Here is a 15,598-nt window from a genome sequence, read left to right as displayed (position 1 = left end):
TTCAAGCACAACATGAGCGAAATTCACCTGGAGTGAACATGATCGAACTAAGACATCTGCGAACCTTAATGGCCCTGAAGGAAAGTGGCAGTTTGGCGGGCGCAGCCAAAAAACGTTTTGTCACTCAATCCGCACTCTCCCACCAAATTAAGGAGCTGGAGCAAAGGATTAACTCGCCTATTTTTGTGCGTAAGAGTAAGCCGCTGTCATTCACCCAAGAAGGTGCACGCCTGCTTCATCTCGCGGAAGAGATTTTGCCTAAGGTGTTAGAAACCGAGACAGATCTTAAGAATGGCCTTGAAACCGAAACCAATCAGTTGCGGGTAGGTATTGAGTGCCACAGCTGTTTTCGCTGGTTAATGCCTGTGATGGAGCAATTTAGGCAAGACTATCCCCAAGCGGAGTTAGATCTGTCGAGCCGTCACTTGTTCGACTCGCTCAATGCCTTGGAAATGGGTGAACTGGATATAGTGCTGACCTCAGATCCTGTACCTGGGCATTCACTCGCTTATCAGCATTTGTTTGATTTTGAAGTGAAGTTAGTGGTTGCTAAAGATCATCCTCTAGCAAAAGAAGCCTATGTCACCCCTAAGCAATTAGCACACTTGCCTATTATCAGTTATCCCGTACCACTGACGCGTTTAGACATCTATCGCCACTTTTTAGAACCCGCAGGCATAGAAGCGGGCGAGCAGAAAACCTGTGATTTAACCATGATGTTACTGCAACGCATCGCCTGTAAAGACGGTATAGCCGCGCTGCCAAATTGGTCGATAAATGAAGGGCATGGCCTAAGCCTTACCACAGTGAAGCTCGGGCAAGAAGGCTTGAAACGCCCTTTGTTTGGCGCCTATCGCCGCCATAGCGCCAACTCAGCCTTGATCCAAAATTGGTTACAACTGGTGGCGAGTGAAGGTTTATCCCGCCAGCAGAAGACAAATTAACACAGGTGAAACCTAACAAAAAAGCCTGCTGATGCAGGCTTTTTTATTGAATCTAATGACTATTTCATAGGATCAAACAGTGATTCGTCGTATCGAAATATTACAGCGGATTCATCAATAGACCACGCATAGACAATACGCGGCGCAGGATTAAACCAGGGGAATTCGAATTGCGGGTCTGACGCAAATTATGGGCAATCATAAACTCTTGGCGTAAGTCCTGATCTAAATCTAACGCTTCGAATGATTCTATGGTCAAAGTCTGCTGTTGATTATCAATCAATGACTTAATCACGCTTAAAGGGAATGATTGTTCGGCATTAGCATTTAAATAGGCAAATGCCGTGAGCGCGATAATTTGGCCGAACACACTGAACAGGGCCAAGGTTTGCACCTCATCAGCATCAACCTCAACGCCTTCCATCTCCGCTAAACTGTCCACCGCATCTGTTGCAATATCTTCAGTCAACTTCCAATAACCTTGGACTAACTTTTTATAAGGTTGCGGCAGCTCATCGAGGCGTTCTTTCAGATAAAACGTAAAGGCATAACGATAGATATTCACTTGACCTAAGCGGATCAAAGCTTCTTTCAACGAGCGAGTTTTATGATTTTCCACTACAGCTGCCTGTGTGGAATTGCTGCGCATTAGCATGTGCGCCGCCAATGCGGGATCGCTCGAGATAATGTCGATCACGTTACGAATGTCGCCTTCAGCGAGGATCGCTTTTTTGAGTGGAATTAAAATCCCTCGACGACCTATTACTTGCTCTTCGTTCGCTATGATAGCTCTAACTTGAGTAAAAACCTGTTGCTCAAGATCTGTCATAAGACACTTTGCACCTGTTTATTAACAATAAGATAATTCGGTTACCGTTCACATCATACCCAAAATTTAAAGAATTTCAGCCACAAACAGCAGAGTAATAGATAAATTATTCCTGTTTAGTTATTGCTGCCCGCTAACCACTAAAGATAACGACAATTTAGTCACTCTACTGAAACGATATTCAAGACTATACCTATTTCAAAATTTATTCCTTGAACAGAGCCTAAAAAATAAAAAGCCAGACTGAGTGAGTCTGGCTTTATCGAAATTGAGCGAATCAATGCCTAGAAGCGATAACCAAGGGTAAAACGAATATCGCGGCCTCGACCAGAGTAATAACTATCACCCCAAAGGCCACCGTAATAGCCTGCGCTGACATAGTCTTTATCAAATAGGTTATCGATACGCAGGCTGGCAAGCCAAGCATCACGATTATAATTCAAGGCTACATTACCAAGCACGTAACTGGCCAGCTTATCGCCTTCGTTACCGTTATCGCCTTCAATAAAACGATCACCCGTGTAGATAGCTTCGGCAAAGACTTGGAAATGCTCAGCAAAATCCATGCTGACATAACCGCGTCCTGTGTGTTTTGCCACCCAAGACAGCTCCTTGCCATCATTGATACCGTCAGTAAATTCAGCATCGATATAGTTATACTCTAACCCGAGTTGCATTGCTTGAGTCACCTGCCAATCCCAATCGGCACTCGCGCCATAACGACGAGAAGCGTCGGCATTAACGTTCGCACCTTGGAAACTGCCAAGTTCAGGCTTTTCCGCACTTGGGTCGAAGACAATTTCATCTTCCAAATCGAGACGGTATAGGCTTACTCGTAGAGTTTGGCTCGCAAGAGTCCAATCCCAACCCGCTTCGTAGGAGCGGCCCGTCTGCGGCTTTAAGCCAAACACATTTTTAGAGGTATAAGCTTGCTCATCCACTTTCGCAAAACGGAAGTTTTCATCGCCACGTAGATAGAATCTGTGCTCTGTACTAGGACGGTAGTTCAGGCCAAACTCGAATGCTGTCGCATCTTCATCTAAATCCATGCCATTAGGATAAACTTTGCGATCGACTAACTCGTCGGTCACCCGCGCATAACGACCACCCACAACGTAGCTTAGGGTATGGCTTAAAGGCACTGTGGCTTGTAGATAGGCGCTTTGCATTTGCTGTACATTACTCCGCGCCATAGTGTCAAAATCGGCCTTACCACGGCTGATGTCTAAACCTGTGACTAGATTTAGCTCACCTTGACGGGTACTGTAGTTCGCTAACGCTTTAGGGCTAAACATCAACAGTGAGCGCGTGTTATGGCTGTTCGCCCCCCAATTAAAAGAAGACACTAAGGTATCGCTATAATCTAAATCCGCTGCTAAAGCCCAATTTTGATTAAGCTGATGCTGATAACCCGTGCGCGCCGCAGTGGTCATCTCATGGACATATTCGCTGCTCTTGAAAGATTGGCGTGGGTCTTTATTGAACTGTTCTTCTGTCAATGAGCCAGGATTTTCACGGTCATCGTCGTAATAGCTGGTTTCAATAAAGAACGAATCTGTGGCCGTTTTATATTGAATGCGACCTAAAATCGACCCCGTTTCATTGGCATTATGCTTGCGGTAGTTGTCACCTTGGTTATAGCTACCAGTGAAAAAGTAACGCCAATCCTTGTTGATCGCGCCAGACACATCACCGCGACCTTCATAGGTATCAAAGCTGCCGCCGGATAACTGCACGCTACCACCTGTATTTTCAGGGGATTTAGTGACAATATTGATCACGCCGCCTACCGCTTGGTCGCCATAAAGCACACCCGCACTACCCGATAAAATTTCGATGCGCTCGACTTGGTTAAGCGGTATGGCATTAAGACTAGGGGCAGCGATATCGATATTATTGAGGCGACGACCATCAAGTAAAATCAGCGTGTTATTAACGGCAGTGCTGGCGCTAAAGCCACGCATCGCAAAACTAGTACCGATGTTATTATCCGAAATTTGAATACCACTTTGACCGCGTAAAACCTCAGTCACACTAGTGGCACCGCTCATTTCAATCGCCGCAGCGTCAATCACATTCACATTCGCGGCAATATTTAACGGGGTATTGTCAGAGCGGCCGATCACGACAAGATGCTCGTCGACTTTAGCTGTGCTGGTATCGTCTGCCGCCATAGCGGGCGCGATAACGGAAAAACTGCAAAGGCTACCGATAAGTAGCGCGATTTTTGTTGGATTTGTTCCCATTTTACCTTTAACTCCTGCAAGGAAAACGGGGCATTAGCGCCACGATACTATTCATTCAGTAAAAGATACTGACAGTGACTATCGCATTTTGAGATCTGCCCACCGAAATCTCAAAAACACCTTTAGGGCCGGTCTCCGGACTTAGGCTATGTTAATCCCTTAAAAATTGGATTAACGCGAGACTGACCTTTGACATTCTGACTATCGGGTTCGGTCTTGAACTCACCAATCAAACGCGGTCTTCTCTCACCTTTTACCGTTGCGGGGGCAGTGCCAGAATTCCACTGGCTTCCCGATTATCTCGCGGCTTTCGCACGCAAGCACCTCAGAAGGTTGACTAAAAATTTGATTCATAGGGTACAGCCATCAATAAAACAGCGATACTCCCTTAAGGCTCAGCACATTATAGAGCCTGAGCGCGCGCATTATAGACGTCTATACGGATGAAAGTCCATCAAACTCAAGCGAGCGTCTACAGCCTACTTCAAGGAGAATGGGACTAAAGTGGAGATAAAATCTTGGCTATTATCCGCCTGCAGCGGCGGTTTATCGGCAGAAAAAACGGCACCTCGCATCGACTTATGCAACAGATACAAATCTTTATTGCCACTAACAACCGTATAGTAGCCAATTTCCCCTTGAGGAGTTGAAGCATAGGCTTTGGGATTCAGTGGCGTCACACCGTGCATATTGGGCATGGCTGTACAGCCTAGAATCGCATGAAATCCAGCGTGTCCATCGACTTCAGTGTCGCCTAACTTCTGGTACACCACCTCGCCGTCACAGGTCGATTTATAGGTCTCGGCCATCGCATCTAAGAAGCGCTCAGGGCTAATACTCTCGGCCATATCCTTAAAACCCTGCACGCAAAATAGCGCACTCCACTGGGTTAATGCTTCCTGCTCTGGCACAAACTCTGCCATAAACATGCCTGCTTGCTCCTCATGATAAGCCTGTTTCCAGCCCGCAGGCAGATTGAACCCTAATTGCTGACCAAATACGGGCAATACATGGGTATGAGCAGCGCCGCTTTCGCTCCGGGGCATATCTAATGTGGCTTGAACAGGCTCTGAGCCAATTAAGCTGCAGAGTAACAACACACTGGCACCTTGAAATAATCCAATAGGTGAACACAATGCTAATTTCATACTTATCATCCTTGTATCGCACTTATAACTAATACTAATTAATACGACATCATGAAATTGAACAGAAAACACCCAGCATTCTAGCGAATAACCCAGATTGAAAACAGTCAAAAGCCTAGATTAACTGCCACTTTAAAAGAAATAATCACTGTCACGGCGTAAATAACAGAGAAATACTCCGTTTATCTGCGCCGTGATGGTAAAAGAGGTTAGTGCTATTCGCTAAACAACCACATTTTACCCCGCCACTAAACTAACGAGACACAGTGGTGAAATTAGCTATTGGTAATAATGGACTCCACTAGGGCTTTAGGATGACGATAGTCCACGAGTTACATTGCAGCCAACGACATAGGGCTTGTTAATAAAAAGACGAAAACGCTCACAGTTTGCTCTGCAAGTATTCTCCACAGGCTAGCGCCTAACTGATGGCATGCTATTCTAAGCATCCAGTACCGCTGTTTAAAGGAGTAACAGTATGACTCGTCACATCATTCTTGATTGCGATCCCGGCCATGACGATGCTATCGCGCTGATCTTAGCCTTAGCTCACCCAGACCTCGTTCCCCTTGCCGTCACGACTAGCGCTGGCAATCAAACCCCAGATAAAACCCTCAACAACGCCCTGCGGATCTTAACCCTGTTAAACCGTGGTGATATCCCTGTCGCGGGCGGTGCCACTAAGCCGCTAACACGTGAACTGATTATCGCCGACAATGTTCACGGCGAGACTGGCCTCGATGGCCCAGCATTGCCTGAACCTAGCTTCAGCCCACAAGCCATAACGGCCGTTGAACTGATGGCGCAGCAAATCCGCCAAAGCACACAGCCAGTGACTTTAGTGCCCACAGGGCCGCTGACTAACATCGCCCTTTTACTGGCGAGTCATAGTGAGCTGCACCCTAAAATTGAGCGCATTGTGCTGATGGGCGGCGCCGCGGGTGTCGGTAATTGGACGCCAGCTGCCGAGTTTAATATTTTTGTCGATCCCGAAGCCGCCGATATCGTCTTTAAGTCAGGTATTCCCATCACTATGTGCGGGCTCGATGTGACCCATCAAGCGCAAATCATGGATGAAGACATAGAACGGATTCGCGCCATCCCAAATCCAATTGCTCAGTGCGTCGCCGAGTTATTGGATTTCTTTATGATTTACCACAGAGATCCTAAATGGGGCTTTATTGGCGCGCCATTGCACGACCCTTGTACTATAGCTTGGTTGCTCAAACCTGAACTGTTTGAGGCACAAGATTGCTGGGTCGGGATTGAAACCCAAAGCGAGTTGACCTTAGGCATGACAGTGGTTGATCGCTATCAACTCACAGGCAAACCCGCCAATGCGACTGTGCTATTTGGGCTCGACAGACTCGGTTTTGTCGATTTACTGGTAGACAGTTTACGTGTCTATGATCCAACTTATCTCAATCGCAGATGAAAATAACAGTGAGTTTTCTATGAGCCAGATACTCGTTATCGGCAGTGCAAATGCCGACCATGTGATGAAATTTGAGTACCTGCCCGCTGCTGGGCAAACCTTAATGAGCCGAGATTATCGCCTCGAACTGGGCGGCAAAGGTGCCAACCAAGCTGTCGCCTGCGCGCGCTTAGCCAAACCTGGCTCCCGCACTGACTTTATCTGCCACCTCGGCCAAGACAGTATCGGCGATGATATGCGTCAAAGCTGGATTAAAGATGGCATAAGTACAGAAGGAATTAGCCAAATAGCGGAGCAGAGTACCGGTACCGCGATGATTTTTATCGGTGACAACGGTGAAAATACCATTGGTGTTGCTGCGGGTGCCAACGCCACTCTTTCACCCGATGATTTAGAACATCACTATGCTCTTTTTTCCCGTGCTCAATTCCTTTTGACTCAACTAGAAACGCCTGCAGCCACAGTGGCAAAAGCATTACAAATGGCCAAAAATCTTGGTGTAACGACGGTATTAAATCCCGCTCCAGCGACCGCCCTTGGGCACGATGTACTCAAGTGGGTCGATGTTATTACGCCTAATGAGACAGAAGCAGAAGCCTTAACAGGGGTTGAAATTAATCATCTCGATGATGCCCAAATGGCTGCGCAGCTCCTCCACCGGCAAGGTGTAGGGATTGTGGTGATCACTTTAGGCAGTCGAGGCGCATATATCAGCAGCCCAGGTTTTACTGGGCTAGTACCCGCGCTTGAAGTGCAAGCTATAGATACAGTCGCCGCAGGAGATACCTTCAACGGCGCCTTAGTCGTTGGCTTGAGCGAAGGCATGTCGATTGCTGCGGCGGTGGGATTTGCTAATGCGGCCAGTGCCATTACTGTGACTCGCCAAGGCGCACAGCGTGCTATCCCCTATCGGCAGGAGCTTTCATACTAAAAAAGTAAGCCACTTTGAGTTAGACGCACTGAGTTCGACTTCCTAAATTATCATTTATAAATCAAAGTCATAAATCGAAAATTATAAACAATAACTCCTGAGTACTTAGTTCACGCCAGCTAAGTACTCGCTCGTCTATGTGTACCGCTAGCGATTTTGCCGTTACAGGATGTTGCAGTTACAGACAATGCTGCTTTCAAACGAAAGTTGCATATACATAATTTACACGCTGATTTCATTCCCATTTAATAAAGATTGCTTATGCTGGCAGGCGCATGTCCGAGTCAAAAGGACTCGGCTACCCTTGTTCAAATAAGGAAGTACCAGATGAAAGCAAAAAGCACAGCTTTACGTAACGTGACCAGCACTAGCCTAATCGGCCTCGGATTATTATTCGCTAGCCAAGCGAGTGCCAACGAATGTGAACTGAAAATTGCCGCCACTGATGCAATGCAATTTGACACTAAAGAGCTGTCTGTACCTGCAAGCTGTAAAGAAGTGACCTTAACCTTAACCCACTCAGGCACTTTGCCAAAAGCAGCTATGGGCCATAACTGGGTATTAACTAAGGCTGCCGATATGTCAGCCGTAGCGACCGAAGGTATGAGTGCCGGTCCTGATGCAGCCTATGTCAAAGCGGGTGATACTCGCGTTATCGCTCACACGCCATTAGTGGGCGGCGGCGAATCAACGTCTATCACCTTTAGCACTGCTGGCATGAGCGCTACTGAAGCCTACCAATTCTTCTGTAGCTTCCCAGGTCACTGGGCGATTATGCAAGGTAGTTTCAAGCTAAAAGCTTAAGGTGAATGGCTTAGCCTAACGTTAAGTGATAAAAACAAAAAAGCGGATCTTAGGATCCGCTTTTACATTCCAGCCATATTTAGCCGCAATGATTCATCAGGGTCTTGGTTGGATGACTAATGGCGCAAAGCTCGTCATCGCATTACCGTTAGCCCCGTTCAAGTTAGGATATTCAACCCCTTCCTGTAAGGTGTAATACACGTCGACAAAGTCATCGTCATTGGTGAACCAAGCATCCGGCATCACACTTAAAATACCATTGGTGATTTGCGGGATCAGCGCATAACCCTGAGCTTCAGGATCGGGGATCGACTTTAAGATCTGCTCCGCCGCTTCCAACAACTTAGTGGCCAACACTTTATAGTTAGTGCCATCGTCATGCTCCATTAGGATCATGTCCGCAGCCGCCCAACGATAACGCTCCCAATGGATGATGATTTGATTCGGATAATAGATCGTATCCGCATAATCTAAATAGGGCATTTCGACGATATCGAGCACAGGTTCTTCACGGCTCGGGTTAACCCCTGTCACTATGCCGTAAATCTCGGCACGACCAGAAATCCACGGCTCATGATCATCCTTCAAGGATATTTGTTTGATCACTGTGGTTAAAATAGGCTTGTCTGCCACCGCCTGTGTTTGCGCACGGCTCAGTAGCACGCCATCTTTTTTCGCCGATTGTGCTTCGGCAAATGTCGCCCGCATCACCTCTAAGCCAGCCACAAAGGCTTTTTTACTGTCGATACCGACCACAAACACCGGCTGCTGCGGTAGGTTATACACGTCTAATTGATGAACTTGCCCATGAATATCAAAGGCTTCAATATAATCCCACTGACTCTCGTCACCATCGGGCTCATAGGCAAATAAAGGAGACTCACCTTGCTGCCATGGGGTTAACATGGTTTCATCCGCCAGACGCACTTGCACCAGAGAATCCGCTTTGGCACTTAGGCCCTTCACTCGACGAATCGACGCATCGGCTTTGGTGATCACATTATCATTGAGCCTATGCTGAGACAGAATGTCATCGGCATTTACTGCCAACTGATACTGGTTTATTTCAGTCTGTAAGATAGGCGCAAGCTGCGCATATTGATGGCTCAAATCTAACGCCAATGCCCGCTTAGTATTGGTTAACTGAGCTTGTGCATCCAAACTCGAATCCTTTAGCGACGCCTGTAGCAAGCGTAACGCCTCTCCATCTAAGGCTTGGCCATAACTCATGGTTGCCGAAGCCGACAAACACAGCAATAAACTGGATTGAAGTAGTTTCATAGGAGTTCCCTTACCTTAATAAAATTAAACGTGTGTTCGAATTCTCTACATATGAGCACAGACCCGAATCCAAGTAAACCAAATGATAATAATTATCGTTATTTATTAATGGTATAGAATACGCAATAGTGCTGAAACTCTCTAAAAACAAGACTATAGCGATAACGGCTCTCAATTGACCAAAACGTGCGGAGTGAACAGGAAAAAATGAGTTGATAAGCTCAAAGAGGTTGAGCGACAAAAACACAAAAGGCGTATCCTAAGATCCGCCTTTTGTTATTCATAGCCAGAGTGACGTTTCAGAACGCGTCATGCGCGCCCTAACAATCACACTAGCTTGATAAGACAATACTGAACGAGTGAGTGTTACTCTTCGTCGAAATCATCTTCATCAAGATCTTCGGCATCAGTTGCCGCTTCAGCCGCTAATGCTGCCGCTAATTTTGCTTTAGCTTGTTTCTCTGAACGACGCTTGTTGCGCTCAGTTAACGTGCCTAAAAACACTTGTAATTCAGTCAAGCCCCAAGCTTGCGCTTCGGCTTCGGTCGCAAAACCATCATGGCTCTTAGACACAACCGTTTTAGTTGATGTCATGCGACGAGTGATTTCAGTTTTCCAACCTTTGTCGCCCTGTGTTACGCGAAAATCGTATTTTTTGCCCTTGCTCATTCTGCTCTATTTCCTAAATGATGCTTGTCACGTTTGTCTTATCAAGCGAACCAAACGCTCATCATAAAACAAAAGGAGCGCAGTGTACTTGATTTCGGCCCAGAAAGATCGCCCAGATGAAAATATTCATGCCAGTTTCATCGACTCGCCCAGTGGAGTCAATTCTCAAGTCTAAAACAACACTGCGCATATATCCCGCTCACCCTCTATTGATGGCTGTTTATCGCGAGCTAGCGTGCTTTAGGTAATCGTCGTGCAAACGGTATATATTCTTGTTTATGTCATATAAATAGGCTTTTTTAGTCACATTAACACTTTAGAGTTTCTGATTAATATTAATAATTTACATCATTACTCATAGGTAAATCTGATGAAACTACGCCCTATTTCGTCGCTCTCACTCGGCCTGTTAATTGCCACCAGCGCTTTATTAGCTGGTTGCAATAGTGACGATAACAACACAGAAGTCACGCCACCTGCCAACAAACCTGTTCCAGCTCAAGTGGGAGAAAGACCTTTATTCCTCGTGCGTCAAATGCAAGACAGCACACTTAAAACCCGCTTAGAACAATGCACCACTGACAATTTTTATCGCAGCGAGTTTTCCATCGGTCACCGTGGCGCACCAATGCAATTCCCTGAGCATACAAAGGAATCCTACCAAGCGGCTATCGATTCGGGCGCTGGCATAGTTGAATGTGATGTCACCTTCACCGCCGATAAAGCCTTAGTGTGCCGCCACTCACAGTGCGATCTTGCCAGCACGACCAACATTTTAGCTGTGCCTGAACTGGCTAATAAATGTTCGAGCCCATTCACTCCAGCCGATGCAGCCAATGGCGTCAGCGCATCGGCGACCTGTTGCACCAGCGATATCACCCTCGCCGAATTTAAAACCCTCAAGGGTAAAATGGAGGGCAGCAATCCTAAAGCGACCACTGCGGCCGAATTCATCAATGGCACTCCAAGCTGGCGCACCGATCTCTACGCTGGCAATGGCACCTTGATGACCCATGCCGAAAGTATTGAAATGTTTAAAAAAGCTGGCGTGAAGATGACGCCAGAGCTCAAAGCCGCCAGCGTATCTATGCCATTCGATGGTTTTACTCAGCAGGATTACGCACAAAAAATGTTAGATGAATACACGGCGGCAGGCGTCGATGCTTCGCAAGTATTCCCTCAATCATTTATCTTAGATGACATCAAATATTGGGTTGCCAATGCACCTGAGTTTGCGAAACAAGCCGTATTTCTCGATGACAGATACGATTATAACAGCGCTTTCGATCCACAAAATTCTGCCACTTGGTCACCATCAATGGCAGATTTGAAGATCCAAGGCGTCGAAATTATCGCGCCGCCACTCTGGGTTTTAGTCGCCTTAGATGCGGACAAAAAGATCATCCCTTCGGAATACGCTAAGGCCGCCAAAGGCGCTGGGCTTAAGATCATCACTTGGTCGCTGGAACGTTCTGGTTTATTAAAAAATGGCGGCGGCTTTTATTATCAAAGCATTACCGAAGCCATAGATAACGAAGGCGATACCTTTGAATTACTCGATGTGTTAGCTAAAGATGTCGGTGTGATTGGGGTGTTCTCCGACTGGCCCGCCACTGTGACTTACTATGCTAACTGTATGGATTTATAAGTCGTCGATATAGAAAACAAAAAATGCGTTAACGATTGCTCGTTAACGCATTTTTTATTGCGAAAATAGTCTATATTTCGCCGCGAGCAAGCTCTTTAACTTGAGCTCGGGATAAGCAGAGCCGCTGAATAGGCATCTTTTCGGGCCTCTCTGCGTTGCTCTGTCTAACCATAGCTCGCTATGGCCTACAACAGAGCGCCTTGATATGCGCAAAAATCTGCGCATTCAGTCAGAAAATAGATTTTTCGTTTCAAACAAACCACTTATCTTATTGATTTAATTTGTTAAACTTAGATTTTTCGACACTCATTATCCCGAGTTCAGGTTATTTAAACAGGTGCTGGATATTCTTTAAATCGCCCTTACCTTCGGCAATTTCTTCCGGCGTTAAACCTGTAACTTCATGCGGGAAAACTAACCAGTCTTCAGAGGCATGGATGTAATAGTCAGGCTTTAAAGGCACGGCGGTATTTTTTGGCTTGTAATAAGGGCAAGCGATACGGATATCGGTTGGCATATTCAGGCGCATCAACTGACCGAGTTTTTCTTTTAATGCATGGATACTGCGGCCAGAGTCAAACACGTCATCCACAATCAATAAACCGTCGCTAGCGTTCGCATTTTCAACGATGTAATGCAGGCCGTGAACTTTGATTTCTTTGCTTTGCTTGTCGGTACCAATCCCATAATAGGAAGAAGTACGCACGGCAATATGATCGGTTTCTACTTGTTTAAAGTCGAAAAATTCCTGTACCGCGATCCCGATTGGAGCGCCGCCACGCCAAATACCCACGATAAACTGCGGACGAAAGCCACTCTCATACACTTGCGAAGCTAATAAAAATGAATCTTCCAGCAATTGCTGCGCGGTAACAAAATACTTTTCTGACATGACACAGTCCCCATCACATTGATTTTATTCTTAGGTCGTTAAAGCTTATGACCCCTGTAAGGTCTGTTCGGCGGGTAAAGGTTCCCAAAACACTAAAACAGCTTTGCCTTAGCAAGTGTAGGCAGCCGCCGAATTTTGGGAGTGAATTTTATATCAAAAAAATGCGATGTGCTGCAGTAATAGTAAGAACTTGCGTGACAACAGACATTTATTTTGCCTTTTTAGGCAAAAAGCAACAAAAAGGCCACCCTAAGGTGGCCTAAAAACAACGAATAAATACCTGCGTTAAACGATAGGGGTAATCACATGCTCGCCCACTTTGGCCTTGGCGCTATAGCCACGTGCCGTTGCCGCTTGGAAATCCTTCGACAGAATGGTATCCACATAATGCCAGTCGCTGCGCACCTCATCAGCGGTGAAAGTGAGCGTCATAAAACCGCGATCTCTTAAGTTAGCGTACTTAAGATCTGGCACTAACTCGACGATCGCCGCCTCAGTCGCAGGGATCTGCTCAGCTGGCAGATTCAAATAATACTCAAGACCTGGTGAAGACACTGAGCTGGTCGCAAACTCCACCCCAACGGTATCGCCATTCACATCTTTAAGCTCGTTAGCCCAAGCATTATGGGTATCGCCCGCGATCACGACTAGGTTGAGGTTTTTCGATTTAGCCGTACCTAAAATCACCTCACGCTCGTAGGCGTAACCGTCCCAAGCATCTAAGTTGTATGGAATGGCAGGTAATTGCAGCAGTGCGATAACTTCTGGGGTTAGTAAAGCTTGATTAGCCTGAAGATATTGCAACTCTTGGGCGGTCAGTGTGGGATCATTTGCCGCCGCACGCGCCGCTAGCTTAGCTAACGCGCCTAACATGGCATATTGGGGAATGCTCATCTGCTGAGTCGCAATCGCCGCCGGCAATGACATCTTGCCCATCAAAATCTGTTGCCCTAACACCTGCCACTTGCCCGTTGCTTGCAGCAGAGTGCCCTGCAGCCATAACAATTGCGTCAGACCCAGCATAGTGCGAGTGGTCGAAGTCACATCGGCAAGGAAACGCTCGCCCGCAAACGAACCCGTTGTGGGATCCATATAATCAGCATAATCGAGCTGTTTATCTCGGGCCAATACACGGGTATCGAGCATGTGCAGGTCGACAAGATTGCCGTAACTGAAGCTGCGGTAAATCTCTTCATGGTTCCCTTCGCGCCATGGGCGAATAGGCAACCATTCGAAATAAGCTTGCAGTGCCGCTTCTTTGCGGACGGCAAAATCGCCTTCGCCTTCATTATGATTCTCAGCGCCATCACGCCAAGTATCGTTGGCCACTTCGTGGTCATCCCATACCGTGATAAAAGGCACTTTCGCGTGTAACTTTTGCAGACTCGCATCGGTATGATACTGGCCATAACGGGTGCGATAATCGCCCAATGTCAGCAACTCAGTGGCCGGCAATACTTCACGGCCAAGCTCTGCAGCATGCTCACTGGCATAACCGCCACGGGCATATTCATAGATGTAATCGCCTAAATGCACCACGGCATCTAAGTCATCCTGCGCCGCCGCTAATTCATATACGTTAAAGTATCCGGCTGGAAAGTTCGCACAGGACATCACCGCCAGTTTGACAGAACTCACATCGCCCTCAGGCAGCGTGCGGGTTTTACCCACGGCTGAGGTTTTGTCACCTGTCATAAAGCGGTAAAAGTAGTTTTGGCCAGCACGTAAGCCGCGGGCATCAATCTTAACCGTGTAGTCACGGCTTGCATTAGTGACCATCTCACCCGTGGTCACTAATTGAGCAAAGGCCGCATCGCTTGCCACTTGCCAGCTCACTTTTACATCGCCCTCAGATTCAGGCGTGACACGGGTCCAAAGGATCACAGCGTCAATCGCAGGATCACCACTGGCAATCCCATGTAAAAATTGCGCGGGTACAGAATTATCATCATTACTATCGCTACAGCCCATCAAGCCGTAAGAGATCACAGCAACGCCAACACCTTTGGCCGACATAGCCAAAAAGTCACGACGAGTTACGGTACGATTCATTATTATTATTCCTTGTTAGATAAGGCTTCACTGGTATGAGGTCTAATGAGACCCCGATTGTGAGACATCACTGTTACACATTTGTGACATCTTTGTCAGCCTTTTATGATTTCTATCAATTCAAACACTTATACTGAATGGCGTACTTTATTTATGCAGGACTGGCGCAGCGAACAAGGAAGCTGCTAACATCGGTGCAGGCTAATGCAGCGTGTTAAATGCACGCCTAAGAATGGCAAGAAAAGGAATTTAACAATGAAAGTCAGCGATATTATGAGTGATCAAGTCATCTGCATCAGCGATGGCGCCAGTTTGAAAGATGCCCACCATCTGATGCAAACCCGTGGCGTACGCCACTTACCCGTGATTTCTGAAATTGATGGCACCCTCGTTGGCGTACTCACCCATAAAAAGATGATCGCCAGCGTGATGACTATGTTGAACAAGTACGGCCAAGGCGCGCTCGAGCGCAAAGAACGATACACGCCGATCACAACCGTGATGGACCAAGATTTTCAGCATCTTACCGCCGACGAGCCTTTAACTGTGGTCGTGGAATATTTTATCGAAAACAAACTCGGCTGCTTACCCGTCGTCGATGCCGATAAAAAGGTGCTCGGTATCGTCACGTCATCGGACTTTATCAAGCTATGTCGTACCTTGTTGAAGCAGCAAAGTTAAGCTTATCAAACAAAAAGCGCAGCCTATGTTTGCTGCGC

Annotated in this window: 13 protein-coding genes and 1 riboswitch; of the genes, 6 read left to right on the top strand and 7 right to left on the bottom strand. The window is 46.8% G+C overall.

The features are described from left to right. Positions 1-38 precede the first annotated feature (38 nt). Positions 39-944 carry a LysR family transcriptional regulator gene (locus tag DYH48_RS01920; protein WP_006080231.1) on the top strand — a complete coding sequence of 302 codons (906 nt, stop codon included), beginning with the start codon at positions 39-41 and terminating at the stop codon, positions 942-944. Positions 945-1,044: 100 nt separating this feature from the next. On the opposite strand, the gene DYH48_RS01915 is transcribed toward DYH48_RS01920, so the two are convergent. The 3 genes from DYH48_RS01915 to DYH48_RS01905 all read right to left on the bottom strand — a co-directional run bounded on the left by DYH48_RS01915 (position 1,045) and on the right by DYH48_RS01905 (position 5,167). Then, positions 1,045-1,773 (bottom strand): HDOD domain-containing protein, encoded by a 729-nt coding sequence (locus tag DYH48_RS01915; RefSeq protein ID WP_115333904.1) that lies wholly within the window; start codon positions 1,771-1,773, stop codon positions 1,045-1,047. A 284-nt stretch (positions 1,774-2,057) separates the two neighbouring features. Next, a complete protein-coding gene (locus DYH48_RS01910; protein ID WP_115333903.1) occupies positions 2,058-4,019 on the bottom strand; it encodes a TonB-dependent receptor in 1,962 nt (653 codons plus the stop codon). Between the two features lie 109 nt (positions 4,020-4,128). After that, positions 4,129-4,362, bottom strand: a riboswitch (cobalamin riboswitch). 136 nt (positions 4,363-4,498) lie between these two features. Then, complete coding sequence (locus DYH48_RS01905) at positions 4,499-5,167, bottom strand: hypothetical protein (RefSeq protein ID WP_006080228.1); 669 nt, start codon at positions 5,165-5,167, stop codon at positions 4,499-4,501. 478 nt (positions 5,168-5,645) lie between these two features. Here DYH48_RS01905 and rihA point away from each other — a divergent pair, with 478 nt between their 5' ends. The 3 genes from rihA (at position 5,646) to azu (ending at position 8,337) form a co-directional block, all read left to right on the top strand. Then, positions 5,646-6,602, top strand: coding sequence for a pyrimidine-specific ribonucleoside hydrolase RihA (gene rihA / locus DYH48_RS01900; protein WP_115333902.1), 957 nt, complete (start codon positions 5,646-5,648; stop codon positions 6,600-6,602). A 19-nt stretch (positions 6,603-6,621) separates the two neighbouring features. Further along, complete coding sequence (gene rbsK / locus DYH48_RS01895; protein ID WP_115336071.1) at positions 6,622-7,533, top strand: ribokinase; 912 nt, start codon at positions 6,622-6,624, stop codon at positions 7,531-7,533. Positions 7,534-7,860: 327 nt separating this feature from the next. Continuing rightward, on the top strand, positions 7,861-8,337 hold the full coding sequence (gene azu, locus DYH48_RS01890; RefSeq protein ID WP_006080224.1) for an azurin: 477 nt from the start codon (positions 7,861-7,863) through the stop codon (positions 8,335-8,337). 96 nt (positions 8,338-8,433) lie between these two features. Here the strand turns inward: azu and DYH48_RS01885 are convergent, their stop codons facing one another. Next, on the bottom strand, positions 8,434-9,618 hold the full coding sequence (locus DYH48_RS01885; RefSeq protein ID WP_115333901.1) for a DUF3103 domain-containing protein: 1,185 nt from the start codon (positions 9,616-9,618) through the stop codon (positions 8,434-8,436). A gap of 366 nt (positions 9,619-9,984) precedes the next feature. Next, positions 9,985-10,287 (bottom strand): DUF3622 domain-containing protein, encoded by a 303-nt coding sequence (locus DYH48_RS01875; protein WP_006080221.1) that lies wholly within the window; start codon positions 10,285-10,287, stop codon positions 9,985-9,987. A gap of 370 nt (positions 10,288-10,657) precedes the next feature. On the opposite strand from DYH48_RS01875, the gene DYH48_RS01870 reads away from it, so the two are divergent. After that, on the top strand, positions 10,658-11,935 hold the full coding sequence (locus DYH48_RS01870; protein ID WP_115333900.1) for a glycerophosphodiester phosphodiesterase family protein: 1,278 nt from the start codon (positions 10,658-10,660) through the stop codon (positions 11,933-11,935). A 325-nt stretch (positions 11,936-12,260) separates the two neighbouring features. On the opposite strand, the gene DYH48_RS01865 is transcribed toward DYH48_RS01870, so the two are convergent. Beyond that, positions 12,261-12,827 (bottom strand): phosphoribosyltransferase, encoded by a 567-nt coding sequence (locus DYH48_RS01865; protein ID WP_006080219.1) that lies wholly within the window; start codon positions 12,825-12,827, stop codon positions 12,261-12,263. A 285-nt stretch (positions 12,828-13,112) separates the two neighbouring features. Then, positions 13,113-14,879, bottom strand: coding sequence for an alkaline phosphatase D family protein (locus DYH48_RS01860; RefSeq protein ID WP_115333899.1), 1,767 nt, complete (start codon positions 14,877-14,879; stop codon positions 13,113-13,115). A 255-nt stretch (positions 14,880-15,134) separates the two neighbouring features. Here DYH48_RS01860 and DYH48_RS01855 point away from each other — a divergent pair, with 255 nt between their 5' ends. Then, a complete protein-coding gene (locus DYH48_RS01855; protein WP_011845794.1) occupies positions 15,135-15,560 on the top strand; it encodes a CBS domain-containing protein in 426 nt (141 codons plus the stop codon). The last annotated feature ends 38 nt before the right edge of the window (positions 15,561-15,598 follow it).

The sequence above is a fragment of the Shewanella baltica genome (genome assembly GCF_900456975.1).
Taxonomy (GTDB): Bacteria; Pseudomonadota; Gammaproteobacteria; order Enterobacterales; family Shewanellaceae; genus Shewanella; species Shewanella baltica.
The sequence above is the reverse complement of the archived record's forward strand: the minus strand, read 5'-3'. Positions and strand labels throughout refer to the sequence as shown.

What these genes read in the sequence shown, in the direction of transcription:
- DYH48_RS01915 (WP_115333904.1), bottom strand. Translation starts at nt 1,773, where the DNA reads ATGACAGATCTTGAGCAACAGGTTTTTACTCAAGTTAGAGCTATCATA.
- rbsK (WP_115336071.1), top strand. Translation starts at nt 6,622, where the DNA reads ATGAGCCAGATACTCGTTATCGGCAGTGCAAATGCCGACCATGTGATG.
- DYH48_RS01910 (WP_115333903.1), bottom strand. Translation starts at nt 4,019, where the DNA reads ATGGGAACAAATCCAACAAAAATCGCGCTACTTATCGGTAGCCTTTGC.
- DYH48_RS01905 (WP_006080228.1), bottom strand. Translation starts at nt 5,167, where the DNA reads ATGAAATTAGCATTGTGTTCACCTATTGGATTATTTCAAGGTGCCAGT.
- DYH48_RS01885 (WP_115333901.1), bottom strand. Translation starts at nt 9,618, where the DNA reads ATGAAACTACTTCAATCCAGTTTATTGCTGTGTTTGTCGGCTTCGGCA.
- rihA (WP_115333902.1), top strand. Translation starts at nt 5,646, where the DNA reads ATGACTCGTCACATCATTCTTGATTGCGATCCCGGCCATGACGATGCT.
- DYH48_RS01855 (WP_011845794.1), top strand. Translation starts at nt 15,135, where the DNA reads ATGAAAGTCAGCGATATTATGAGTGATCAAGTCATCTGCATCAGCGAT.
- DYH48_RS01870 (WP_115333900.1), top strand. Translation starts at nt 10,658, where the DNA reads ATGAAACTACGCCCTATTTCGTCGCTCTCACTCGGCCTGTTAATTGCC.
- azu (WP_006080224.1), top strand. Translation starts at nt 7,861, where the DNA reads ATGAAAGCAAAAAGCACAGCTTTACGTAACGTGACCAGCACTAGCCTA.
- DYH48_RS01920 (WP_006080231.1), top strand. Translation starts at nt 39, where the DNA reads ATGATCGAACTAAGACATCTGCGAACCTTAATGGCCCTGAAGGAAAGT.
- DYH48_RS01865 (WP_006080219.1), bottom strand. Translation starts at nt 12,827, where the DNA reads ATGTCAGAAAAGTATTTTGTTACCGCGCAGCAATTGCTGGAAGATTCA.
- DYH48_RS01875 (WP_006080221.1), bottom strand. Translation starts at nt 10,287, where the DNA reads ATGAGCAAGGGCAAAAAATACGATTTTCGCGTAACACAGGGCGACAAA.
- DYH48_RS01860 (WP_115333899.1), bottom strand. Translation starts at nt 14,879, where the DNA reads ATGAATCGTACCGTAACTCGTCGTGACTTTTTGGCTATGTCGGCCAAA.